Here is a 26,034-nt window from a genome sequence, read left to right on the forward strand (position 1 = left end):
GTGACAATGAACAGTTTATTTATCATTGTTACGGACGTAACTTTGTACTTTCTACCTTGTTGCTGTATTCAAAATACTTACTTGTATGGATGACCAACCCTTTGAAATCCTGGTAGTTGATGACGATCCAAGCGTTATTGATTTGTTTAAACGAATAGGCAAACATACGTTTTCAGAAGCAACTTTTACCTGGACACAATCACATCAGGAAACCATCTCCTATTTGTCACGCCCAGCCAGCACTCTCCCCCGACTAATCTTGCTGGACATTGATTTCCAGACGGGTCCCGACGGCTTGTCAGCACTTCCGGAATTGGTTAACCAATTTTCCGGGCAGTTACCCATTATCATGTTCTCCAACTCAAACGAACAGGATCAAATCAAACGGGCATATTCCTACGGTGCGGTTGCTTACACCCAAAAGCCGCAGGAGTTGCAGGAGTGGAAGAATTATGTCAGCATTTTAAGAAGGCACTGGTACGAAACAGCAGTTCTTCCGCCACAAATTTGTAAAAAGGCGTAGTGCTTTTACACGGGAGCAGCCACTTCGGTGGGTAACCTGAACTATACCCACAGCCGTTTCCTTCGCTACCTGTTGGTTAATTGCCGGATAAATAAATAGAGTGATGCGCCAATGGCGGTCAGAGACAAGACAATGGTCCAGACGGGCCGTTGGTTCTGCTGCCAGGCATCCAGTTTCATACCTGCCCATACGCCCAGCCCAATGGTAGCCAGCATTTGAAAGGCAATGCCGCTGAACTGAGCAAACGACGTTGTTTTCTCCGTCACTTTCTTTAACGGCTCGTCCGCCCGGGCGGGTTTGCGGGGGCTTTCAGAATCAGCCTGGTCGGGGGCGTTCTCCATAGAGTTTACGGTTTGGTATAATATACCGTGCAAAATTCGTTAATTTGACCAAACGTTCCATATAATCAATGCATATGGCAACGTTTTACTACGATTGACCACGCGTTTTTGTTCGGATGTTCCGCTATCGTCATACTCCTTTTCTACTTTTCCTTACGGTCCTGGTTGCCCTGACCGGTGGGTTACTTTCCTGCTCCCAGTACAGCACCGGAACCGTCAGCAAAGGCTACCATAATCTCACGGCGCACTATAATGCCTACGTTATTGCCCGCGATGAGATTAATGAAGCCGAGCGTGTTTTGTTCAAAAACCGGCAGGAGAACTATAATCAGCTGCTGCCCATCCTGTTGCCCGTTGATTCCAACGCCACCGCTCCCGTAAAACAGGAGCTGGAGGATGCCATCAAAAAAGCATCACTCATTCCCGAACGCCACCAGAACAGCAACTGGCTCGATGATGCCTACAACCTGATTGGCCGGGCCCGGCTGCTGAAACAGGATTTACCCAATGCCATCGAGGTATTCAAATACGTTAATACCAAGGGCACCAATGAGAATGACAAGCACACAGCTCTGGTAGGCCTGATGCGGGCTTATGTAGAGGGCGGGGACTATACCAATGCCCTAAACGTAGCGGAATACCTCCGTACGCAACCGCTTAACAACGGTAACACCCGTGATTTTTACCTGACAAAGGCGTACCTGCACCAGCGGGCGGGTGAATACGCCACCGCCGTCGGTATTCTGGAAGCCACGTTTCCCAGCCTGAAAAAAGGTGAAAAAACGGCCCGGCTGCACCTGATTGCGGGGCAACTATACGACCTGATTGAGCAACCGGCCAAAGCTGTCGAGCAGTACCAGCAGGTGCTCCGGTCGCGCCCTACCTACGACCAGTCCTTTTATGCCAACCTCTACGCTATTCAGAGCAATGGCCTTACCGGCGACCAGAAGCGGATGGCCCAGTCTTCCGAAACGTTTGACCGGTTGCTGAACGACCGGAAGAATGAAGACCTGAAGGATAAAATCTATTTTACGATGGGCCTGCTCGAAGCCCGGAGTGGGCACATCGACCAGGCCATCAAACGTTACAGCCAGTCGATTCAGGCGGCCGGGTCCAATACCACGCAGGTTCCCTACACCTACCTGGAAATTGGCAAATTGTATTTCGAAAAAAAGACCGATTACCTGAACGCCAAAGTGTATTACGACAGCGCCCTGGCCCTGCTGCCTAAACAATCGCCCGATTATGCCACCCTGCTGAGTCGCAAAACGACCCTCGATGAGTTTGTTCAATATAAAACAACCATCCGGACAGACGATAGCCTGCTGGCACTGGCTAAACTGGACCCAGCAGCCCTCGATCAGCTGCTCGACAAAGTCATTGACCAGCGCGAAAAAGAAGACAAAGAACGGGCCGCGCTGGCGCAGCAAATCATTGATAAGGCAACCAACGGAAACAGTACCGTAGTGCCGGGGGCTACCAACTCGAATCTGGCACCCGGCGAACGATGGGTGTTGTATAACCCCATTGCGCTGAGTCAGGGGAAGCAGGAGTTTGGCGTAAAATGGAGCAACCGACCGCTGGAGGATAACTGGCGACGAACCAATAAGGAAGAATCGGCAGCGATAGCGGGCGTAAATAGTCCGGTGCAGGGAGGTTCGCCATCGGTTCAGGCCATCAACCCCAACCCTACGCTTCCCAACTCCCAGGCAGCCCAGGCAACGGATGCCACTATGGCACTGGCAACGGGTCGGAAATCGCAGAAAGAGGGGATGAAACTCAAAATTCCGTTTGCGCCGGGAGCACAGGTAGCTGCCAACCAGCGGATTGAAAGTGCCCTCTATAAGCTGGGGAAACTGTATAAGTTTCAGTTCAATCAACCTGTCGACGCTATCCAGACGTTCGAGCAGTTGCTGAGCCGGTATCCCAGCACGATTCAGAAACCAGAGGTGTATTACCTGTTGTACCTCTCAAACGAGCAACTGAGCAGGGAGTCGTCGTGGAAAGATAAACTGTTGGCCGAATACCCGAATACCTCCTATGCCCGTTTGACGGGTAAGGTCGTTAATCAAACAACGGATTCGGAAGCGCAGGCGCAGAAAACGTACACCGAAATCTATGAACTCTACAAAGCCAACAACCCGACCGAAGCCCTGGCCCGGGCCGAAAATGCGCTCGGTCGGCTGGCCGGTAGTCAACTGGAGGACAAATTAGCGTTATTGCGTGTTATCCTGATTGGCAGGGTGAAACCCATAGATGCCTACCGCCAGGCCCTGGCCGAATACGTACGCGACTATCCGGGTAGCCAACTCCTGCCAAACGTGAAAGAGATGCAGGCTGCGGCTGAACAAACAGCCGCCAATAGAAAATAATCCGTTTCGGCCCCCGAGCCGACAAGCTATTAATCCTTAAAGCAAAAATGATTGACTTTGCCCCCGGAAAATTCCGGACCATTATAAAAAATCTGTGGCGCTTTTCGCTGCTGGGTATCCTGGCATTAGTGCTCTACGTGCTGGCCGTCAGCTATAATTTCCTGTGGCTCTTCGGTGGTATGCCGAGTTTGAAAGCATTAGAAAACCCCAAGAGCGAAGAAGCCTCGGAAGTGTACACGGCCGACAACCAGCTACTGGGGAAGTATTACTCCGAAAACCGTACCCCCATTGAAATATCGCAGGTGTCGCCCAATGTCACCTCCGCCCTGCTGGCAACGGAGGATGCCCGTTTTGTCAAACACGCTGGTATCGACCCCCGGTCGCTGTTCCGGGCCGTTAGTGGTATGCTCACCTTCCGCGACGCGTCGAGTTCGGGGGGCGGTAGTACGCTGACCCAGCAAACGGCTAAAAACCTGTTCGATACCCGCCGGGAAGAGCTGCGCGGCCCACTGGGCAACGTTCCCCTGCTGGGGCTGGTAATCGCCAAAACCAAGGAGTGGATTCTGGCCGTTCGGCTGGAGCGGAACTACACCAAGCAGGAGGTGATGATGATGTACCTCAACACGGTATCGTTCGGTAATAACACCTATGGTATCAAAACGGCGGCCAAAACCTACTTCAGCAAAGAACCCTGGGCACTAAATGTGGAGGAAGCCGCCCTGCTGGTCGGGATGCTTAAAAACCCCACCCTGTACAACCCCCGTTTGTACGAAGACCGCACCCGCGACCGCCGGAATGTGGTGCTGAGTCAGATGAAAAAGTACAAATTTCTGACGGCCGAACAGTTTTACACCTATAAGAACAAACCCCTGAAACTGGATTTCAGCATCGAAAACCAGAACACGGGTATGGCCGCTTATTTCCGGTCGGTCGTTAAGGAGGATATCAAACGGTGGATTAAGCAGTACAATGAAGAAAACCCCGATGCCGACCTGGACCTGTACACCAGCGGGCTAAAGATTTACACCACCATCGACTCCCGGATGCAGACCTACGCTGAGGAAGCCGTGATGGCCAACATGCGCGACCAGCAGACGAAATTTTACGAGCACTGGCGCGGCCGAAACCCCTGGGTACAACCCAAGAAAGTGGGCAAAAAAACGATCTATGAAGAGAGTCCCGGTTTCATTCAGCGGGTAGCGCGCCGAACCAGCCGCTACAAGCAGCTAAAAATCACGCACGGTGACGATGAAAAGGCAATCTGGGCGGAGATGAATACACCCGTCAAGATGAAGGTGTTCGTGTACAGTGGTCGGGGCAATCGAAACGAGAAGGACACAACCATGAGTTCGCTGGATTCGATTCGCTATTATAAACGATTGCTTAACACAGGTTTCATGTCGATGGACCCCCGAAATGGGTATGTAAAAGCCTGGGTGGGCGGTATTAATTTCAAGCATATGAAGTTCGACCACGTGCGCCAAAGTCGTCGGCAGCCGGGTTCAACCTTCAAGCCATTCATTTACCTGACCGCTATGGACCAGGGTTTTGTAACCCCCTGTAGCCACGTTACCGATCAGCCCACTACCTTCCTTCATGGCGAGGATAACAATGGCGGCCCCGCCTGGACCCCTAAAAACTCGAATGGAAAATACAGTTATCAGAGTTTATCGCTTCGGGAGGCATTAGGCCGATCGATAAACACAGTTAGTGCCCAGCTAATCAAAAAAACCAGGGCAGCCGAAGTTATAAAATATGCCCACGAAATGGGTATCCAAAGCAAAGACCTGCCCGAAAACCCAACGCTCTGCCTTGGCACGGGCGATGTGTCCGTTTATGAAATGGTCAGTGCTTACTGCGCCTTTGCCAACGGCGGTATGCGCGTTCGCCCGATGATGCTGATTCGGATTACCGACAAGAATGGCCAGGTACTCAAAGAGTTTTCGCCCGATGCCAAACAGGTTATCAGTGCCAACCGGGCCTACGAAATGCTGCACCTGATGCGGGGAGCCGTGGAAGAACCCAATGGCACCGCGCAACGGCTGCGCACGCAGTACAAACTGTCGGAGGGGGGCAATGAGATTGCGGCCAAGACCGGTACGACATCCAACTACTCCGATGCCTGGTTCATGGGGCTGACCCAGCACCTGGTGTCGGGTCTGTGGGTGGGGGGCGATGACCGGGCCATTCACTTTAGAACGATCGAACTGGGGCAGGGTGGCCGGATGGCCATGCCCGCTTGGGCCATGTACATGCAGAAAATATACAAGGACCCGAGTCTGACGCAGTATCGACCGGAACCCTTCCGCAAACCGAACAACTTCCAAATCGACTGTGGTGGGTACTACATCGACTCATCCCAACGGTATATTCCGCCCAAAGTGGTGCCGGAAGATGAAGACGAGATTTTGCAGTAATAAGAAAGAAGCCAGCCTGTTGCTGGCTTTTTTCTTGTCGGAATAACTGGCAACCTTTAGGCTATATTCTGTGTTTTATAAGGCAGCTTCGTCTGCCCGTCAGTGATTTTATTTACCGTTCATTTCGGCCCGTTGCCGACCCGTTTTATGCCCGAATTCGACTACAAAAAGGAATTAGCCAAGGTACCTCATGAGCCGGGTGTTTACCGGTACTTCGATTCATCGGGTGAGGTTATTTACGTCGGCAAGGCCAAAGACCTTAAGAACCGCGTCAGTAGTTATTTTACCAATTCCAAAGGACACGACCGGAAAACGCTGCGGCTGGTCAGCCAGATTCGGAAAATCGAATTTACCATCGTCCATACCGAGTTCGACGCGTTGCTGCTGGAAAATCAACTCATCAAACGCTACCAGCCGAAATTTAATATTCTGCTGCGCGATGATAAAACGTACCCCTTCGTCTGCGTCACCAATGAGCACTTCCCCCGCGTATTGACTACCCGGCGTATTGACCGGAAGCAGGGCACTTTTTACGGCCCTTTTGCCAACCTGAAACCCATGTACACAGTGCTGGATATGTTCAGTCAGTTGTACACGATTCGCACCTGCAACTATAACCTCGCGCCCGAAAATATTGAAGCGGGCAAGTACAAAGTGTGTCTGGAATACCACATCGGCAACTGCAAAGGCCCCTGTGAGGGCAAACAGACCGAAGCAGATTACGACAGCGACGTGGAGCAGATTCATAACATCCTGAAGGGTAATCTGAAACCGGCGCAGGAGTATTTCAAAAACCACATGGTAGAAGCGGCTGGCAATCTGGCCTTTGAGCAGGCGCAGAAATACAAGGAGAAAATGGACGTGTTGCAGCGGTTCCAGAGCAAATCGACGGTCGTAAATCCGAAGATTGCCGATGCCGATGTGTTCTCCATTGCCTCCGATGAAACAGCCGCGTACGTCAACTTCATGAAAGTGGTGAATGGCACCATTGTGCAGGCCCACACGGTAGAGGTGAAAAAGAAACTGGACGAACCCGACCCGGATATTCTGGCGATGCTGATTATCGAGTTTCGGGAGCAGTACGGCAGTCAGGCCAAAGAGTTGATTACCAACATCCCGCTCGACATTGACCTACAGGCCGAAGTGACCGTTCCGCAGATTGGTGATAAACGAAAACTGCTGGATATGTCGCTGAAAAATGTGCTGTACTTCCGGCGCGAACGGCAGGAACGGGCAGCCGCCGAAGCCACGGCCAACGCCAGCAAAAAAGACCGCGTGCTCATCCGGCTCAAGCAGGATTTACAACTCAAAACCATTCCCAACCGCATCGAGTGTTTCGATAACTCCAACATTCAGGGTACCAATCCCGTGGCGGCTATGGTCTGTTTTATTGGGGGCAAACCGGCGAACAAAGAGTACCGGCACTTTAGTATCAAAACCGTTATTGGGCCCAACGACTTTGCCAGCATGTATGAGGTTGTTACACGCCGGTATAGCCGCGTGCTTACCGAAGGCCTCGATATGCCTGACCTGATTGTGATTGATGGCGGTAAAGGGCAGCTTAGTGCCTCCTGCGATGCCCTCAAAGACATGGGCCTGTATGGCAAAGTACCTATCATTGGCATTGCCAAGCGACTGGAAGAAATTTACTTCCCCGAAGATAACCTGCCCCTTTACATCGATAAGAAGTCAGAGTCGCTGAAACTCATTCAGCGCATTCGCGACGAAGCCCACCGGTTTGCCATCACCTACCACCGCGACAAACGCAGTCGAAACAGTTTGATCAGCGAGTTGGAAAACGTGGAGGGAGTAGGTAAGAAAACGGCGGCCAAGCTGCTAAAGCACTTCAAAGGCGTGAAAAAAATCCGGGAAGCTACCTTCGATGAAGTGGCCGAAGTTGTGGGCAATGACCGGGCGACCAAGCTGAAGAGTTACTTCGACACTATTCAAAATGGCTAGATCACCGGGGTCAATGCCTGGTTCACACCGGGCTAAACAGCAAGGCATCGTCGGGGCATCGACCAGCCGGGCTTTGAGGCTTTTTGTTGGGGTAAAAAGGCCTGTTTCTTTTAGAAAAATACTCACCTTTTAGTTGCTGTAAATACTCAAATATTATTTCTCAATAAGTAATTTCCCATATTGATTATGCTAGTAGCTATTTCGCCATTTATCACTACTTAGTGACTATTTTTTTATTATTTTCCAGCCGTATCAACATACACATTTGTTATTATTAGGCATCAATAATTCCGCATATATATATAAGGTGAACCAAGCCTGTTTCCCCGTCAAATTCTGCTCCTGTATCGAGTCAGCCCAGCAGCATTAAACGAGCTGACACTAAGATACTTATACGTTCATATGACTAAAGAAATCAAGGCAAGATTAAAACAAGTAGATTTTAAAACAATTTCGTTAAACATCCGTTACACATATCATTTAAGCTGTCCTTAATAGTTTTATCAAAAGAATATTCTTTATCCTTTATTCCAATAGTTAATATAATAGCTTTGACTGAGAAAAAGACAACTTTTACGTCATTATTACTTTTTTTTGTCTAAATGCATTCCTCTTTAACCTTATCTTAATATATTTGGCATTGCACATTATCCGATTTATACATTTTCACAACTTAAACTATGTCTTATGCGTAATTTTTTACTAACACAGTTCCTGCTGTGTGTATTCGCTATTCCACTATTGGCTCAGGATATAGCCGTAAGTGGCAGGGTTACATCCGGTGAAGACGGCTCAGCGCTCCCCGGTGTAAACGTTTCGGTAAAAGGAACCTCACGGGGCACTAGTGCAGATGCTTCTGGTTCGTACCAGATTAACGCTCCGGCAGGCTCTACGCTGGTATTCAGTTTCATCGGCTTCACGACACAGGAGGTTGCAGTGGGCAATCGCACAAACGTTAACGTAACGCTGGCACCGGATGCTTCTCAGTTGCAGGAAGTAGTAGTTACAGCCCTGGGTATTGCCCGCGAGAAAAAGGCTCTGAACTATGCTGTGCAGGAAGTAAAGGCCGATAAACTAAACTTCGCCCGTGAGCAGAACGTGGGTAATGCACTGGCTGGTAAAGTAGCCGGGGTACAGGTTCTGGGTCAGTCGGGCGCTAAGTTTGGTAACCCCAACATCCGTATCCGGGGCGTAAACTCCCTAACGGGTGGCGACCCACTTTACGTAGTGGACGGTACCGTAACCGACATCAGCCAGGTGAACATGGATGATGTAGAAAACCTGACGGTACTGAAAGGCCCTTCGGCTACAGCCCTGTATGGTAACCGTGCTTCGGCGGGCGTTATCGTGATTACGACCAAGCGCGCTAAATCCGGTGAAACCCGGCTGGATGTTAACCACAGTACTACGCTGGATATGGTAGCCCTGCTGCCCAAATACCAGAATGAGTACGGCGGTGGTTACGCCCCGACGTTCGATAAATTTGAGTATGACCCTACGCTGCACCCGGCTAGCTGGCAGGCCTTTAATGGACAGAACCTGATTGACTACTCGGCGGATGAAAGCTGGGGACCTAAACTGGATGGTACACTACACCGTTCGGCGGCATCGTGGCTGCCCGGCCCGCAGTTTGGCCAGTTGACTCCCTTCTCGCCCAACCCGAACAACGTGCGTAATTTCTTTGAGAAGCCCATCAGCAATAACACCAACATTGCTTTCTCGAAAGGAACGGAGGCCTTCCAGAGCCGGATTTCGTACACGCACATTATCAACAATGGTATTATTCCAAACTCGTCACAGACACGGGATTATGTGAGTGCGAAGAACTCCATCAAGTTTGCCGAGAAACTGACGGCCAATCTGAACATCAACTACACGACGGTAGGCACCAAAAACCAGCCTGCCGACCGCTACGGTTCAACGGGTGGTACTACTCCACAAAACAGCCCGCTTGGCATCAGCAACGCGACGCTGAATGGCTACAACCAAACGATTGGTTCGTTTAACCAGTGGTTCCAGCGGCAGTTACCCATCGAAGATTTGAGGAATTACAAGAATCCCGACGGTACGTACCGGAGTTGGAACATTGGTGGCCCAACGGACCCCCGCCCTAAATACTGGGACAGCCCCTACACGCAGGTGTATGACAATACGAACGAAAACCGGAGCAATCGCCTGTTCGGTGATTTTGGCCTGACGTATCAACTTCTGCCTTCCCTGAAGGCATCGGCTACGGTACGTCGCGACCAGAATAACTTCTACCAGCAGGCCCGCATTGCTACCGGCACCCTGAACGCGGGTGGTAAAGGAGCCTTCTCAACGCTGGGAGCCAACTCGGTCGAAAACAACTATGAAGCCCTGGTTAATTACAACCAGAATTTTAAAGACCTGTCGGTGGTGGCCCTTGTGGGTGGCAATGTTCGGTACAACCGGACCGAGGCCCTGTTCCAGGCAACGGTGGGTGGTTTGAACGCACCGGGCTTCTACAACATTGCGGCTTCTATCGACCGCCCTTTGTCGAACAACTACACGTATGAGCGCCGGGTAAACAGCGTATTTGGTAACGTAAGTTTAGGGTTCCGGGATTTTGTCTTTGTGGAGGCTTCCATCCGGAACGACTGGTCCTCAACGCTGCCCGCCGGTAACAACTCGTACCTGTACCCGTCCATCTCGGCCGGTTTGGTTTTCACCGAGCTGATACCTAAAACCAATTGGCTGTCGTACGGTAAAATCCGGGCTGGTTACGCGCAGGTAGGTACCGACGTTGACCCATACCGCACATCGCTGGCCTACAACATTGGTACGCCTTACGGCGGTTCGGCTACGTCCTTCCTGCCGGGGCAGTTGCCCAACACGAACCTGCTGCCGGGCCTGTCGTCTTCATACGAAGGCGGTATCGACCTGAAATTTGCGCACAACCGCATTGGTCTGGAGTTTACAGCCTATCAGAACGACAACAAGAATCAGATTATTCCCCTGCCCGTAGCGCCAACGAGCGGCTACTCGAACGCCATTGTCAACGCCGGTCTGATTCAAACCTCTGGTCTGGAGTTGCACATTTATGCCAACCCCATCCGCCGGCCAAATGGCTTCAGCTGGGAGTTTGATATCAACGCCGACCGCAACCGCACTAAAGTGGTTAGTTTAGTAGATGGCCTGGACAACTACCAGATTGACGGACCACAGTGGCGTACCCTTACGCTGAATGCCCGCACAGGCGAAGACTGGGGCCTGCTGGTTGGTCAGGGTATCAAGAAAGATGCAAATGGCAAAAACATGGTTTACGGTTCGGGTGCCAACGCTGGCCTGTACATCAAGGAAAACAACGTGAAATTAGGCACGGTACTGCCCACGTTCAAAGGCGGCTGGTTGAATACGTTTACGTACAAAAACGTAGTGTTGCGCGTGAACACAGACTTTGTGGTAGGCGGTAAGTTCTTCTCGACCACCAAGATGTTCAATGCTTATTCTGGTCTGGCAGCTGAAACGGCGGGTGTTAATGAGTTAGGCAAAGAACTGCGCAGCGATCCGGCTAGCGGAGGGGGCGTGTTGCTGGATGGCGTAACCGAAGACGGCAAACAGAATACGACGCGGGTAGATGCCCAGAACCTGTATGAAAACTGGCTGTTTGCCCTGAACGAGCGTTGGATTTACGACAAAACCTACGTGAAACTGCGTGAAGTGTCATTTGGCTACAACCTGCCCAAGAAATTTCTGGGTAACTGGGCTAAGTCGGCAAACGTCTCGTTTATTGCCCGTAACCCATTGCTTATTTACAGCGCTGTAGGCGGTGGTATCGACATTTCCGAATCAGAAACGGTATGGTATGAAGGCGGTCAGTTGCCACCAGTTCGCTCCTTCGGGGTCAACGTCCGGCTGGGCTTCTAAATCAACAGACACAACCGATAATTAAAGGTAGTTTTCACTCGTTACATGATTAAACTGTCCTTTATTATCAACACGTATAAATGACTAAAAAAATGAAAGGATATAAGTATCTGTTTTTTGCGGGCCTGTTGTCAATGACAACCGCCTGTAATGACTTTGGGGATATTAACGTCAACCCCAACAGTCCATCAGCCCCTAACACGTCCAGTTTATTTACCGGAGCCATTCGCACGGTGGGTACCATTAACAATCAGGTTGGACCGGCTTCCTACAACGGTGTACCGGCCATTTATGTGCAGCAGATTGGTGATGTAACGTACATTGAGGAATCGCGCTATAAGACCATTAATTTCAGTTATAACGCCCTTTATTCGGGTCCGCTGGTCAACCTCCAGCAGGTTATCAACCTTAATACGGCTGCCGACACCAAGGTTGCGGCAGCCGCTAACGGTTCTAACGCCAATCAGATCGCTATTGCCCGGATTCTGAAAGCCTATTTCTTTCAGTTCATTACCGACCGCTGGGGCGATGTACCCTACTCGCAGGCGCTGAAAGGAAGTGAGAACTTCTCGCCCGCTTTCGACAAACAGCAGGACATCTACACGGATTTGTTCAAAGAGTGGAAGGAAGCGGCCGCGCAGTTTGACGGGGGTGCTACCGTTTCCGGCGACATCCTGCTGAATGGCAACGCTGCCCGCTGGAAGAAGTTTGCCAACTCGCTGCGCCTGATTGCCGCGCTGCGTATCTCCAAAGCCGACCCTGTTAAAGGAAAAGCAGAGTTTACTGCGGCTCTGGCCGATGGTGTGCTTGCTTCCAATGCTGACAATGTTCAGTACAAGTTCCTGAGCGATCAGAACAACTGGAACGGACTATATGACAACTACGAGTTTAGCAACCGGAAGGATTTTGCCGTGAGCGATACCTACGTGAACTACCTGAAGAGTGTTAACGACCCACGCCTGCCCTATCAGGCCGCTCCTAACCAGAAAGGTGCTTACGTGGGTGTTCCCTACGGTGTGTTCCCCGCAGCGGGCAAAGCGCAGGATTTTTCACTGGCGGGTACAATGGTAAGTCAGCCAACCTCACCAGCCAACGTTATGACCTACGCACAGGTACTATTTGCGCAGGCCGAAGCGGCTAAACTGGGCTGGACCGCGGGCAATGCCAAAACGTTATACGAAGAAGCCGTAAAAGCATCCCTGCAACAGTGGATGGGCACTGGCTACACCGACGCAGCGTATACGGCTTACATTGCACAACCGGGTGTAGCCTACACGGATGCCAATGCCATCGAACGTATTGCCACCCAACGCTGGATTGCCCTGTTCCTACAGGGTCAGGAGAGCTGGAACAGCTGGCGCCGGACGGGCTATCCCGTGCTGAAGCCTGCCCCAACCACGCTTAACGGTGGTACTGCCATCCCCCGCCGACTGGCTTACCCCGTAACGGAAACGACACTAAACGCCAAAAACTACGCAACCGTAGTGGCCGCTCAGGGAGCCGACGATCAGTATAGCCGCGTGTGGTGGGATAAGAAGTAACAATAGCGTTAACTGATTACCAGGAGCGGACCGATTGTATCGGTCCGCTCTTTTGTTTCCTGACTGCGTCAGTAACCGTATAATAAGTAGTTCATCAGTAAATAAATCAAATTTTTCTACATTTAGCCATAATTTGTTTACCATCAGTTATGGCACGCCCATCTCTGTCAGTGCTTCTTTTTCTGTTTGCTCCCCTACTGGGATTGGCTCAGATAACTCAGCCTGGCGGTGCATATCCAACCCAATTCAGTGACCAGCCTACCACCAATCAATTCGACCATCTGTCGGTTGAGAATGGGTTATCGAATAATTCCGTCAGTTGCATTTTACAGGACCGGGAGGGCTACATGTGGTTTGGCACCAATGATGGGCTGAACAAATACGATGGCCATACTTTCACCACGTTTAAGCCGGACCTGAACAACCCGGCGCATAGTTTTCAGAACAACCAGATCTACCACTTGTGCGAAGACCACGCTAACCGGCTGTGGGTGGCCACACTGGGGGGATTGCACGAGGTAGATAAGCAAACGGGCCGGGTTACTCCCCACCTCATTTACGCGGTCGATGCCGACAAATGGAATTACCAGCATTCCGTTTATGAAGACAGTCAGCACGTGCTATGGGTCAGTACACTGGCGGGGCTGGCCCGGTACGAACCCGGTCTGCATCGGTTTACACTTTATCCGCTCCCGCAGCCAATGGCCAGTATCAAAACGGTGTTTGAAGACCCTCAACATCGGTTTTGGGTGGCTACCTACGAAGGGCTGTATCGCTTCGACCGGACCACGGGGCGGTTTACACTGGTACCCGCTCAGGTTGCTGCCGGGGCGGCTCAGCCCACCTTCATTGCGTTTTATCTCGATCCGCAGCAGGTACTCTGGCTGGGAACATCCACAGCCGGGTGTGGCCTGTTTCGACTCGATCTGCGCCGTCAGCCCTGGCAGTTGGAGCGGTATGATTCTGTCGCAAATCCCATCTCCTACACCTTTCTGAATTCCATCCACAGCGATGCGAAGGGCATTATCTGGGTAGCCACCACCACCGGGCTGGTACGCGTTAACCCAAGAACGAATCAGGTATTCACGTATCATTCCGATCCGGATGCGCCCCGGGGAATCAGCAGTAATTTTGTTCAGACGGTTTACCACGACCGGGCCGGGACCCTCTGGGCCGGAACCGACAATGGTATTGACCGGCAGGCTATCAACACTAAGCCGTTCATGACTTACCAGGCCCGGCCCAGCCGGGGCACCGCCAACCTGCTGGAGAACAAGGTAGTAGCCTTATTGCCCGACACCAGTGGGCATTTCTGGATAAGTACGGGCTTCAGCGTGTATAAACCCGCAACCAGCAAGGGGCCACCACCACTCCTCCCGCCCGAAAAACTGGGAGCTACCAGTCAGTTTAAAAATTTTACGCAGGCGTTTATGCCCGATGGCTCCCGGGGTATCTGGCTGGGTACATGGGCGGGTTTGTACCACGTTGACCGGGCAACCGGTCGTTTCGACTTCTACCCCTCCGAGGTGCCGGTAGAATACATGAGCCGGGCACCATCGGGCGAAATCTGGGTGGGTGGTTTTATTGTTCCCAATTCGGGTATTGCGTCCTTCAACCCCGTTACCCACCGCTACCACTATTATAAATACGCTCCCAAAGACCCAAACGGACTACCCGAACAGTACATTCATGGCTTACTGGTTAGCCGGACGGGCGATGTATGGATACCCTTCCGAAAAAATGGCCTTGGCCGCCTGTCTCCCCAAACCGGGCGTTTTACCCATTACCGGGCTGGCCCGCAAACCGGCTTGAACAATAATGCCATTCAGACCATTTACGAGGACGATGGGGGAACCATTTGGGTAGGTACGCAGCAGGGTGGTATTAACCGGTTCGATGCCCAAACCAGTCGTTTCTCCGCCTACACGACCCGCAATGGGCTACCCAGTAATAACATTGCCGGAATTACCAACGACAAAGCAGGGCGTCTGTGGCTCAGTACCGACAAAGGGCTTTGCCGATTCGATCCCCGTACGAAAGCCGTTCGCACCTACCTGAAAACGGATGGGTTGCCCAGTAATGACTTTCTCAGAAATGCCGTTTACCAGCAGCCGAACCGGCTCTTTTTTGGCAGCCTGAACGGCATTGTTCACTTCAATCCCGATAGCATCCGCGACGACACCCGTCCTTTCCAGGTTTACATTACAGCATTACGGGTGCTGGACAAGCCCCGCCTGCTGATTGATAGTGTTATCACCCTGAAGCACGAAGAGAACTTTTTGTCGTTTGAGTTTGCGGCTCTGTCTTACGCCCATCCGGAGCAAAACCAGTATGCCTACCAACTCGTTGGCGTCGATAAAAGCTGGGTTCAGAACGGGAACCGGTATGTGGCTAACTACACCAGTTTATCGCCGGGGCACTACACATTCCGGGTCAGGGCGGCCAATAGCGACGGCGTCTGGAACAAAAAAGGAGCTTCGGTTCAACTGGTGATTCAGCCACCCTGGTGGGCCACCTGGTGGGCCTATGGCCTGTACGCCCTCCTGATGGGTGGAGCCATCTGGGCATACATCCGGTTTTATACCAACCGTATACGGCAACGGCAGGAACTGGAACTTAACCGCCGGAAAACGGAACAACTTAAAACCGTCGATGAGCTTAAAACCCGTTTCTTCTCCAACATCACCCACGAATTCAGGACGCCCCTTTCCCTGATCATATCGCCCGTTGACAAATTATTACAGGCTGATCGGTTTGATGAACCCACCCGACAGACCCTGGCTTTGGTGCAGCGCAATGCCAATCAGTTACTCCGGCTCATCAATCAGTTACTGGACCTGTCCAAACTGGAAGCGAACCACATGAACGTATCGCTGATGCGGGGCGATGTGAACGTTTTCGTTCATCAACTGACAGAGTCATTCAAGCCAATGGCCGATCAGAAGTCGATACGTCTGACCTACACAACCGAAGGATTCAGTCAGGATGAGTACTTATTCGACGCCGATAAATGGGAAAAGATACTGACGAACCTGCTATCGAACGCGCTGAAGTTTTCAAGTAGCGGTGGGCAGGTATCCGTGGCTCTTACAACCGATCTTTCGGTTCCGTCGGACGGCCGTTTTCCCGTAACCATTCGGATTAGCGATTCAGGTATCGGTATTTCGCCCGAAAACCTGCCGCATATTTTTGATCGCTTTTACCAGGTAGATACCTCCCGTACCCGGGCCTACGAAGGCACCGGCATTGGGCTGTCTCTCGTAAAAGAACTGGTTGACCTGATGGGGGGCACCATCAGCGTTGACAGTGAGCCAGGTAAGGGTAGTACGTTTCTGCTGACGTTACCGGTTTACCCCGTGTCCTTCCAGACCGAAGCCCCAAAGGTGCATTTATTGAGCCAAGCCCCTGCCCTACCTGATAAGGCCCCTGTTTCGGCAGTGGAGGGGCTCCAGCCAACAGAAGACGAAAACATACCGCTGCTTCTCATTGTGGAAGATAATGCCGAATTGAACAGGTTTCTGGCTGACTCCCTGACCCCTGCCTACCGCGTTTTGCAGGCAACCAATGGCGAGGAGGGCTGGCAACTGGCGCAGACCGAACTCCCGAACATTGTTATTTCGGATGTGATGATGCCGAAAATGGACGGGTATGAATTAACGCATCATATCAAGAATCACCCCGCTACCAACCATATAGCCGTGGTCATACTGTCGGCCAAAGCCGCCCACAGCAGCCGAATCGAAGGGTTACAGGAAGGAGCGGATGACTACATAGCGAAGCCTTTCCACCTGGACGAGTTACTACTGCGCCTGAGAAACCTGATTTCCTATCAGCAGAAACTGCGCGATCAATACCGTCGGCAGTTTACGGAGCCGGATACCCCCAGTCCCATCAACGGAGTAGACGATGTGTTTTTGCAACGGACCTATGAACTGCTGGAAAAGCACCTCAAAGACCCGGCACTAAGCGTCGACTGGCTGGCCGATGAACTGGCCATGAGCCGCAAAACCCTCTACCGAAAAGTTCATAGCCTGGTGCAGTTGAATCCGCACGAACTGATACGGCAGTACCGCCTGCGCCGGGCAACCGATCTATTGCGGGCTGGTCATAACTCCTCCCAAACGGCCATCCTGACGGGGTTCAAGAATCACTCCTACTTCACCAGTGTTTTTAAAGAATTTTATCACAAAACACCTACCGAATTCACGTCCGGCGATGCCGGCAATAGGCCGTGAGCCTGATACATACAATTAGCTCACTATCAATCCTGGGACTATTCCTTTCGATTACGGGACAATTTACGTTGTGGACAAACGGATATGCCTTCAGAACCATACATTTACCACAGATCTGGATGTATCCAGCCTTCTCTCAATTAATCACCCTTTATGTTCAACACACATGAAAAAAATCTACTTACACCCAACACACCGCGTTCTACTGTCTTTGCTCTGGGCATGCCTGTTCCTGGCCAAAACCACCTGGGCACAGTCTATCCCCGACCCTCAATGGGCACGAGTTGGTAGTACGCTGGCCATCACCACGGATGGTAACATTGTAACATCGGCCGCTTTACTAGGAACTGGAATCCCGCTTACAACACCAGTAGGGCTCAAAAAATATGATCTCCAGGGCAATCTGGTCTGGCAAACCGGCCCGCTGGCAGGTGTTTCCTATATAGCAGGAAAAATTCCAAACCCCAGTTTTTGCCCCTGCGTTGGTGGGTATGCCGTTATTGATAGAATTGGACAAATAAGCCCGGCGTCGGATGGCGGTATTCGGCTTTTGGGTAATGAATGGGGTGGAGGCCAGGTTCTTACCGGTGTAGACGCTACCGGCCGCCAGACTGGGAGTAGCTCTGGTGGAGGCTCCAACTTTCTAGCAACACCTGACGGTGGTAGTTTATACACTAGTTCGTATTTTGATAACCTAGGTTTTGGCCTTTCCAGAGAAGGCGTAGTGGTTGAGAAAACAGGCAATCCGTCCTGGACAACCAGAGTCGCCTACCCCGACGGATCAGATGCCTATGCTATAACAAGAGCCCATGTAGCCATTAACACGCCTGATGGTGGCTACCTGCTGGCAGGCCAATACCTAAACTCCAGGTCTGCAACCCGGGCTTCCTGGGTAGCCAAACTGGATGGACAGGGCAATAAATCCTGGCAAACAATTATTCTAATCCCCTCTCCAGGCCCGGGTGATGTTTCTAGGGTGGATGACTCCTGGGATGCCATCGTGTCAGCCGATGGCACGGGCTATGCGCTGGTGGGACAAGGAAGCACTTCCCCTAATACCAGTGCTACTGTGCTGTTAGAGATTGATTTCAGTGGCAAAGTCAAAACAGGCAGGGTGAAAGCCATTGACGGGCCACTGGTCAACGAAGCCTACATCACTATTTACACCGGCGGCAATGGCAAGAAATATTATGCGGTGGGCACTACCAGCGAACAGGACCGACGTGACCCGCAGATTCTGCTGGTCGATTCCGGCCCGTTGACGACCGTAGCCAAACGCATTTTTCCCGGACCGGGTGCTAGTTCCCTCATCGACATTGCCACCGCCGGAGATGGCAGTCTGGTGTATGTCACTAATAACAACCAACTGGTCAAACTCCAGCCCGAAGCAATCACCCCCAACCCGCCAATCGGTGGTTCCCTGGCTCTGATCGCCCCCACCTACAACTGCGCCACCGGGGCATTCACCTTCAACACCAGTGGGGGCAACGGCTCTGCCATCGAATATCAGGCTGCGGGCATTACAGGCTGGACCACCAACCCCAATCAGTTCGTCGACACAGAAAGCAGAACCGCCCTCGATGTGCAGCCCTTCAACCTGATGGCCCGTCAGAATGGGGTCACCGTCACTTACGTCTGGGACCTCAGAGCCTACTGTAATGGTACGCCACCCCCACCACCGCCCGTTTTACCACCTAATCCACCCGTTGGTGGTTCGCTGGCCCTGCTGGCCCCCACCTACAACTGCGCTACCGGAGCTATCACCTTCAACACTTCCGGGGGCGATGGCTCCCCCGTCGAGTATATGGCACCGGGCATCACCGGATGGACCACCAACCCCAACCAGATTCTTGATGGCTGTGCCCGTACTTGTGCTGATACCCCCCCCTTTCTAATCTCGGCACGGCAAAGCGGGAACGTGGTTACCTATACGTGGTCACGACAAACCTACTGCACCAACCCCCCACCACCCCCACCGCCCGTTACCCCGCCCACCGGTGGGGCACTGGCCCTGCTGGCCCCCACTTACAACTGCGCTACCGGAGCCTTCACCTTCAATACTTCCGGGGGTAACAGCTCTGCCATCGAATATCAGGCTGCGGGCATTACGGGCTGGACCACCAACCCCAATCAGTTCGTCGATAGAGAAAGCAGAACGGCCAACGATGTGCAGCCCTTCACCCTGATGGCTCGTCAGAACGGGGTCACCGTCACTTACGTCTGGGATTTGAAGGTCGCCTGTGGCCGGGCCCGCACAGCCGCCCTGCCTGAACCAGGCACTCAGTTACAGGTGCGGGTACTGGGCAACCCAGTGCTCAACCAGACGGCGGAGCTTGAGGTTACGGGGGCCGGGCAGCAGGCAGTGCAGCTGAATCTGGTTGATTTGCAGGGTCGGGTGCTCCATCAGCAGCGCATCCAGCAGGCCGAATCCACCCAACGGGTGCGGGTGCCTCTGGGTGAGGGCAGTGGTTTGTTGCTCTTAAACGTCAGCACTTCCACCCAACGCCAGCAGGTCAAACTGCTGAAACCCTGAATAAACATGACAGGCTTTGCCCGGTCGTGCGCAAAGCCTGTCAAAAGATCCGCTTCACCCTTTATTCTTTACAATCATGAAAAAGCACTATTTACACCTAACACACCGCGTTTTACTGCCTCTGCTCTGGGCCTGCCTGTTCCTAAACCAAACCACATTTGCCCAATCCATACCCGACGCCCAGTGGGCACGGGTAGGCGACAGGCTGGTTATTACCAATGATGGGAACATCGCCACCTCAGGGGAACTGAGTCCAGGCCCCGAGGGGGTACGACCAAGACAAGTTGTAAAATATGATTTGCAGGGTAATGTACTTTGGCAGAGTGGCGTACTGGCAGGACAGTCTTATTTGGGAGGGAGGCTACCGCCAGAATTCTGTCCCTGCATTGGTGGCTATGTCATTATTGATAACATCCTGCACATGAACCCAGCCCCGGATGGCGGCATCAGGCTTACGGGAAGGGAATATAAGGGCAGTGGGGTAATCACCAGCCTAAACGCAGCGGGCCAACAAGGCTTAAGAGATTATGGGGGTGGGTCGGACGCTATGATCGCTACGCCCGACGGGGGTAATCTGTACGTCAACACGGTCCGGGAATTTGTAAGTTCAGGGGTTGAGAAAACAGTAGTCTCCGTGGAGAAAAAAGGAAGTACTTCTTGGACAACCAAGCTTTCCTACCCGTCATCTGCACCGGATATCGGTTTGACGAAAGCCAATGCGGCCATCAGCACACCCGATGGTGGGTATCTTATTGCAGGTTACTACAATCCTGGCGGTGACGAAAGTCCCTTTAGTGGCTGGATGGCCAAGCTGGATGGGGAGGGGAATTTATCCTGGCAAAAGTTAATCTCCCCCGGCCCACTTACTACTAGCTTTCCTAGCAAGGGTGACATCTCCTCCGTGAGTAACATCACGGATGCCATTATATCGGCCGATGGCACTGGTTATGCCCTTGGCGGCTATGGAAGAGCCTACCCCAACAGTGATGCTACCGTGCTGGTAGAGATTGATGCCAATGGAAACAGCCGGGCAGGCCGGTCAAAGGCCATACTTTTAGGATTCAATAAAGCATATCTGACAGTCTATACCGCAGGCAATGGCAAAAAATACTACGCTTTTGGTAGTACTTCTACGCAAGGCCGTGCGGACCCACTAATCCTACTAGTTGATCCGACTACAGTGTCCAGCGTAACCAGCCGGACTTTTCCCGGACCGGGTCAAAGTCGCCTTACCGACATCACCACCGCCGGTGACGGGAGTCTGGTGTACGTGACCGACAACAACCAACTGGTCAAACTCCAGCCCGAAGCTCCAACCCAACCCCCCACCAGCGCACTGGCCCTGACGGCCCCCACTTATAACTGCGCCACCGGAGCCATCACCTTTAATACTTCCGGGGGCGATGGCTCCCCCGTCGAGTATATGGCACCGGGCATCACCGGATGGACTACCAACCCCAACCAGATTCTTGATGGCTGTGCCCGTACTTGTGCTGATACCCCCCCCTTTCTAATCTCGGCACGGCAAAGCGGGAACGTGGTTACCTATACGTGGTCACGACAAACCTACTGCACCAACCCCCCACCACCCCCACCGCCCGTTACACCCCCGCCAACGGGTGGTTCGCTGGCCCTGCTGGCCCCCACCTACAACTGCGCCACCGGGGCCTTCACCTTCAATACTTCCGGGGGTAACGGCTCTGCCATCGAGTATCAGGCTGCGGGCATTACGGGCTGGACCACCAACCCCAACCAGTTCGTCGATAGAGAAAGCAGAACGGCCCTCGATGTGCAGCCCTTCACCCTGATGGCCCGTCAGAATGGGGTCACCGTCACTTACGTCTGGGACCTCAGAGCTTACTGTAATGGTACGCCACCCCCCCCACCGCCCGTTACACCCCCGCCAACGGGTGGTTCGCTGGCCCTGCTGGCCCCCACCTACAACTGCGCCACCGGGGCCTTCACCTTCAATACTTCCGGGGGTAACGGCTCTGCCATCGAGTATCAGGCTGCGGGCATTACCGGCTGGACCACCAACCCCAATCAGTTCGTCGATAGAGAAAGCAGAACCGCCCTCGATGTGCAGCCCTTCACCCTGATGGCCCGCCAGAATGGGGTCACCGTCACCTACGTCTGGGATTTGAAAGCCGCCTGCGGCCGGGCCCGCACTGCCGCCCTGCCTGAACCAGGCACTCAGCTACGGGTACGGGTGCTGGGTAACCCGGTGGCGGGTCAGACGGCGGAGGTCGAGATTACGGGGGCCGGGCAGCAGGCATTGCAGCTGAATCTAGTTGATTTACAGGGTCGGGTACTCCATCAGCAGCGCATCCAGCAGCCTGAATCCACCCAGCGGGTGCGGGTGCCTCTGGGTGAGGGCAGTGGTTTGTTCCTCTTAAACGTGAGCACTTCCACCCAGCACCAGCAGGTCAAACTGATCAAGCCGTAAGTAAACCTGATGGGCTTTGCGCACTCGTGCGCAAAGCCCATCAACAGCTCCTCTTCACTCTTTTATCTTTACAATCATGAAAAAGCACTATATACAGTTTACACAACGGCTTGGCTTACTTCTGCTCTGGGCATGCCTACTCATAAGCCAAACCACCTGGGCACAATCAATCCCAGATGCCCAGTGGGCCAGGGTTGGCAATACGCTGGTTATCCTGGCAGATGGCAACATAGTAACCACACGATATTATTCTTCTCCTTCACCGTTTTCTCCATTTAATAATGGAGGAGATGTGTTGACCAACTATTCCCTGACCGGTGATGTAATTTGGTCAGTGGGTCCGCTAAAGGGTGGTAATTATATTGGTGGGCAATTGCCGGGGACTGATTACGAATCCATTAGAAAAATTACCGCAGCGGGTGCGGCTACCAATGGTGGACTAACCGTGGCCGGACCGCTCAATGTCAGGCAATCGTCCAATGCACCCGTTCAAATCAGTGCCAATGGACAAAGTGGCTCCTGGTCAGATAGGGACCTTTTCGCTTCGTTTGGAAATGATGATTTCCCCCGCGATTTAATTGGCACGTCCGATGGTGGATTCATTATACTATACTCTATTAAGCACTCCGATGGCCCTTCCAGTGCTGTTCTCCGAAGATACAATGCGGCCAAACAGTTTTTGTGGACACGGCAAATTGACTACCCAAATCCCAATCCCCCAACCCCGAATCTGGGATTAACGAAAGGGACAAGGATTGTTGGCACACCCGATGGTGGCTTTTTAATCGTCGGATTCTATAACCGATCAGGAACAGCTGAGGATAAAAATTCCGGTGTCAGTCAAGGTTGGATGGCGAAGCTGGATGCAGACGGCAATGTATCCTGGCAAAAGTTAATCTCCGCCACTGGTTCACTATCTATCATCACGGACGCCATCATATCGGCCGATGGGGCAGGCTATGTGTTAGTGGGACATAACTTTGATGTTACACGTCTGGTAGAAATTGATTTCAATGGCGATGTCAAAATAGGCAGGGTAAAAGTCGTTACTGGACTAGAATCCACCAACGCTTACATCACTACCTACACGGGAAGCGGTGGCAAAAAATTCTACGCCGTCGGCAACACCGCACAGTCAGGCCGATTGGACCCACAAATCCGGCTGGTCGATCAAAACGACCTCTCCGTCGTAGCCAGCCGGACTTTTCCCGGACCGGGTCAAAGTCGCCTTACCGACATTGCCACCGCCGGGGATGGCAGTCTGGTGTACGTGACCGACAACAACCAACTGGTCAAACTCCAGCCCGAAGCGCCTACCCAACCCCCCACCAGCGCACTGGCCCTGACGGCCCCCACTTATAACTGCGCTACCGGAGCAATCACCTTCAACACTTCCGGGGGCGATGGCTCCCCCATCGAGTATATGGCACCGGGCATCACCGGATGGACTACCAACCCCAACCAGATTCTTGATGGCTGTGCCCGTACGTGTGCTGATACACCCCCCTTTATGATCTCGGCACGGCAAAGCGGGAACGTGGTTACCTATACGTGGTCACGACAAACCTACTGTGCCAACCCTACGGACATCGTTAGGGTGAGTCCGATAGCTGACATAACTGCCACCGTTGGCCAGGGTATCAATTTCCCGATAGGCCTGGCTTTTTCCTCCTCGGTGACCACAAGCTGGAGCGTTAATGCACGGGGGCTGCCCCCTGGTGTCGGCCAATTTTTCAGACAGGAAGGCGGAGGCAGTCCAAACCCTACCTGGCTACTTATCGGCACACCCACTACGGCAGGTGTTTATTCGGTAACAGCCTCTGCCAGTGCCAATGGCGGCAGTGCGTCCACAACGTTCCAATTCATCGTTACCAATGCCAATGCCGGTAATCCGTTCGCGTTGACCGCCCCCACTTACAACTGCGCCACCGGGGCATTCACCTTCAACACCAGTGGGGGCAACGGCTCCCCCATCGAATATCAGGCTGCGGGCATCACTGGCTGGACCACCAACCCCAACCAGTTCGTCGATAGAGAAAGCAGAACGGCGCTCGATGTGCAGCCCTTCACCCTGATGGCCCGTCAGAATGGGGTGACCGTCACTTACGTCTGGGACCTCAGAGCTTACTGTAATGGTACGCCACCCCCCCCACCGCCCGTTACACCCCCGCCAACGGGTGGTTCGCTGACCTTGGTAGCACCTACTTACAACTGCGCCACCGGGGCCTTCACCTTCAATACCAGTGGGGGTAACGGCTCTGCCATCGAGTATCAGGCTGCGGGCATTACCGGCTGGACCACCAACCCAAACCAGTTCGTCGATAGAGAAAGCAGAACCGCCCTCGATGTGCAGCCCTTTACGCTCATGGCTCGTCAGAACGGGGTGACCGTCACTTACGTCTGGGATTTGAAAGCCGCCTGCGGCCGGGCCCGCACTGCCGCCCTGCCTGAACCAGGCACTCAGCTACGGGTACGGGTGCTGGGTAACCCGGTGCTCAATCAGACGGCAGAGGTCGAGATTACGGGGGCAGAGCGTCAGCCCCTACAGTTGAACCTGATTGACTTGCAGGGCAAAGTACTTCATCAGCAACGCATCCAGCAGGCCGAATCCACCCAGCGGGTGCGGGTGCCTCTGGGTGAGGGCAGCGGTCTGTTTTTGCTCAACGTTAGCACTTCCACCCAGCATCAGCAGGTCAAACTGGTTAAACCGTAAGTAAGCACCAACGAAAATCGCATCTGAGTCGCCTTATGGGGCAACTCAGATGCGACATGATTTCTATCTGTACGTGCGATTTGACCAGCTAAAAATAAGGCTCAACTTCTTTGTGGAGAAACTTGCTACCTGGTCTGGAACCCTAAAAAATTAACCTACCTATAGCATGAAAAAATTACTTTTTGTATTCCCTCTGTACTTTTAATTGTCTCAGTGGAGAAGTCACCTTCAACGTTACCGGGGACGACGGCTCCCCCATCATCTATCAGATGCCCGGTAGTACCCGCTCGCCCCTGACGAGCAATACCGGTGTCGTGGAGCGGGAGTTACGAAACGACCCCAGGCCCATTCCCATTACAGCCTTTCAAAGCGGTCAATTGGTTAGCTATACTTTCTTCAATTTGGTCTTTCTTTAGCGTATGCGATACCTTATTTTACCCGTTCTATTAGCCATTGGTGGGTTGCTGGGACTCAGCTCCATCCATTCCGCCCAGGCTCAGTCCTTACCGGTGTCAACTTCATTCAATTGTGGTGTCCCGGAATTGACCCGGGAACAGGCCATCTCGCTGGTGCAGGCTGCTGAACTGGCTTTTAGACGAAAAAAAGCCTCCATAACCTCCGGAGAATCGCCACCACCGATTTCGTATGTACCGATTCGGCCCCACATCATTCGCCGGAGCGACGGTACGGGTGGCTTCGATCTGGCCAGTCTGAATCAGGCCATGGCGCTCACCAACGGCCATTTCCTGAGCAACGGCCATGGCATCCAGTTTTATTTTTCGGGAAGTACGCCCGACTACATCGACGATGACGCGCTATACAACGGCTTCGAAGGTAATTTGCCTCCTAATCACAGCGATAATAACGCCATGAACCAGTATTACGTCAACCGGTTCAGCGGATGGGCGGCAGGCTACGGAGGGTGGGCCGCTTTCCCGGCGGACTNTCCTTCTTCTACCCAATCGGTCGTTCTGGCCAGGCCGGGCGATAATCTGTACACTTTAGGCAGCTCTCTTTTCCCTCATGAGCTGGGCCATAACTTTAATCTCTGGCATACATTTGGCCA

The 26,034-nt window shown here is 52.8% G+C and carries 11 protein-coding genes; 10 read left to right on the plus strand and 1 reads right to left on the minus strand.

What is annotated here, in order from left to right:
- The first annotated feature begins 85 nt into the window (after nucleotides 1-85).
- Entirely contained in the window at nucleotides 86-523 is a 438-nt protein-coding gene (locus tag B156_RS0120785) for a response regulator (protein WP_018621712.1), read from the plus strand.
- Between the two features lie 65 nt (nucleotides 524-588).
- On the opposite strand, the gene B156_RS0120790 is transcribed toward B156_RS0120785, so the two are convergent.
- A complete protein-coding gene (locus B156_RS0120790) occupies nucleotides 589-864 on the minus strand; it encodes an AtpZ/AtpI family protein (protein WP_018621713.1) in 276 nt (91 codons plus the stop codon).
- Nucleotides 865-980: 116 nt separating this feature from the next.
- Between B156_RS0120790 and porW the strand changes: the two genes are divergently transcribed.
- From porW to B156_RS31975, 9 genes are all read left to right on the plus strand, one after another.
- Nucleotides 981-3,236, plus strand: coding sequence for a type IX secretion system periplasmic lipoprotein PorW/SprE (porW, locus tag B156_RS0120795; RefSeq protein ID WP_018621714.1), 2,256 nt, complete (start codon nucleotides 981-983; stop codon nucleotides 3,234-3,236).
- A 47-nt stretch (nucleotides 3,237-3,283) separates the two neighbouring features.
- The gene (locus B156_RS0120800; protein ID WP_018621715.1) at nucleotides 3,284-5,653 is read left to right on the plus strand and encodes a penicillin-binding protein 1A; all 2,370 of its coding nucleotides are present in this window, start codon (nucleotides 3,284-3,286) and stop codon (nucleotides 5,651-5,653) included.
- Nucleotides 5,654-5,800: 147 nt separating this feature from the next.
- On the plus strand, nucleotides 5,801-7,612 hold the full coding sequence (gene uvrC / locus B156_RS0120805; protein WP_018621716.1) for an excinuclease ABC subunit UvrC: 1,812 nt from the start codon (nucleotides 5,801-5,803) through the stop codon (nucleotides 7,610-7,612).
- 687 nt (nucleotides 7,613-8,299) lie between these two features.
- The gene (locus tag B156_RS0120810) at nucleotides 8,300-11,500 is read left to right on the plus strand and encodes a SusC/RagA family TonB-linked outer membrane protein (protein ID WP_018621717.1); all 3,201 of its coding nucleotides are present in this window, start codon (nucleotides 8,300-8,302) and stop codon (nucleotides 11,498-11,500) included.
- A 92-nt stretch (nucleotides 11,501-11,592) separates the two neighbouring features.
- Entirely contained in the window at nucleotides 11,593-13,041 is a 1,449-nt protein-coding gene (locus B156_RS0120815) for a SusD/RagB family nutrient-binding outer membrane lipoprotein (RefSeq protein WP_026260956.1), read from the plus strand.
- A gap of 149 nt (nucleotides 13,042-13,190) precedes the next feature.
- Nucleotides 13,191-17,276 (plus strand): hybrid sensor histidine kinase/response regulator transcription factor, encoded by a 4,086-nt coding sequence (locus B156_RS0120820; protein ID WP_018621719.1) that lies wholly within the window; start codon nucleotides 13,191-13,193, stop codon nucleotides 17,274-17,276.
- Nucleotides 17,277-17,442: 166 nt separating this feature from the next.
- Nucleotides 17,443-19,809 (plus strand): T9SS type A sorting domain-containing protein, encoded by a 2,367-nt coding sequence (locus tag B156_RS0120825; protein ID WP_018621720.1) that lies wholly within the window; start codon nucleotides 17,443-17,445, stop codon nucleotides 19,807-19,809.
- A gap of 76 nt (nucleotides 19,810-19,885) precedes the next feature.
- Complete coding sequence (locus B156_RS0120830; RefSeq protein WP_018621721.1) at nucleotides 19,886-22,255, plus strand: T9SS type A sorting domain-containing protein; 2,370 nt, start codon at nucleotides 19,886-19,888, stop codon at nucleotides 22,253-22,255.
- A 76-nt stretch (nucleotides 22,256-22,331) separates the two neighbouring features.
- On the plus strand, nucleotides 22,332-24,968 hold the full coding sequence (locus B156_RS31975) for a T9SS type A sorting domain-containing protein (RefSeq protein WP_018621722.1): 2,637 nt from the start codon (nucleotides 22,332-22,334) through the stop codon (nucleotides 24,966-24,968).
- Nucleotides 24,969-26,034: the final 1,066 nt, after the last annotated feature.

Source organism: Spirosoma luteum DSM 19990, from assembly GCF_000374065.1.
In the GTDB taxonomy this organism is placed as follows: domain Bacteria; phylum Bacteroidota; class Bacteroidia; order Cytophagales; family Spirosomataceae; genus Spirosoma; species Spirosoma luteum.

Excerpts from the sequence above, each read along its gene's own strand:
- B156_RS0120825 (WP_018621720.1), top strand. The coding sequence starts at position 17,443 with ATGAAAAAAATCTACTTACACCCAACACACCGCGTTCTACTGTCTTTG.
- B156_RS0120800 (WP_018621715.1), top strand. The coding sequence starts at position 3,284 with ATGATTGACTTTGCCCCCGGAAAATTCCGGACCATTATAAAAAATCTG.
- B156_RS0120820 (WP_018621719.1), top strand. The coding sequence starts at position 13,191 with ATGGCACGCCCATCTCTGTCAGTGCTTCTTTTTCTGTTTGCTCCCCTA.
- uvrC (WP_018621716.1), top strand. The coding sequence starts at position 5,801 with ATGCCCGAATTCGACTACAAAAAGGAATTAGCCAAGGTACCTCATGAG.
- B156_RS0120810 (WP_018621717.1), top strand. The coding sequence starts at position 8,300 with ATGCGTAATTTTTTACTAACACAGTTCCTGCTGTGTGTATTCGCTATT.
- porW (WP_018621714.1), top strand. The coding sequence starts at position 981 with ATGTTCCGCTATCGTCATACTCCTTTTCTACTTTTCCTTACGGTCCTG.
- B156_RS0120785 (WP_018621712.1), top strand. The coding sequence starts at position 86 with ATGGATGACCAACCCTTTGAAATCCTGGTAGTTGATGACGATCCAAGC.
- B156_RS0120790 (WP_018621713.1), bottom strand. The coding sequence starts at position 864 with ATGGAGAACGCCCCCGACCAGGCTGATTCTGAAAGCCCCCGCAAACCC.
- B156_RS0120830 (WP_018621721.1), top strand. The coding sequence starts at position 19,886 with ATGAAAAAGCACTATTTACACCTAACACACCGCGTTTTACTGCCTCTG.
- B156_RS31975 (WP_018621722.1), top strand. The coding sequence starts at position 22,332 with ATGAAAAAGCACTATATACAGTTTACACAACGGCTTGGCTTACTTCTG.
- B156_RS0120815 (WP_026260956.1), top strand. The coding sequence starts at position 11,593 with ATGAAAGGATATAAGTATCTGTTTTTTGCGGGCCTGTTGTCAATGACA.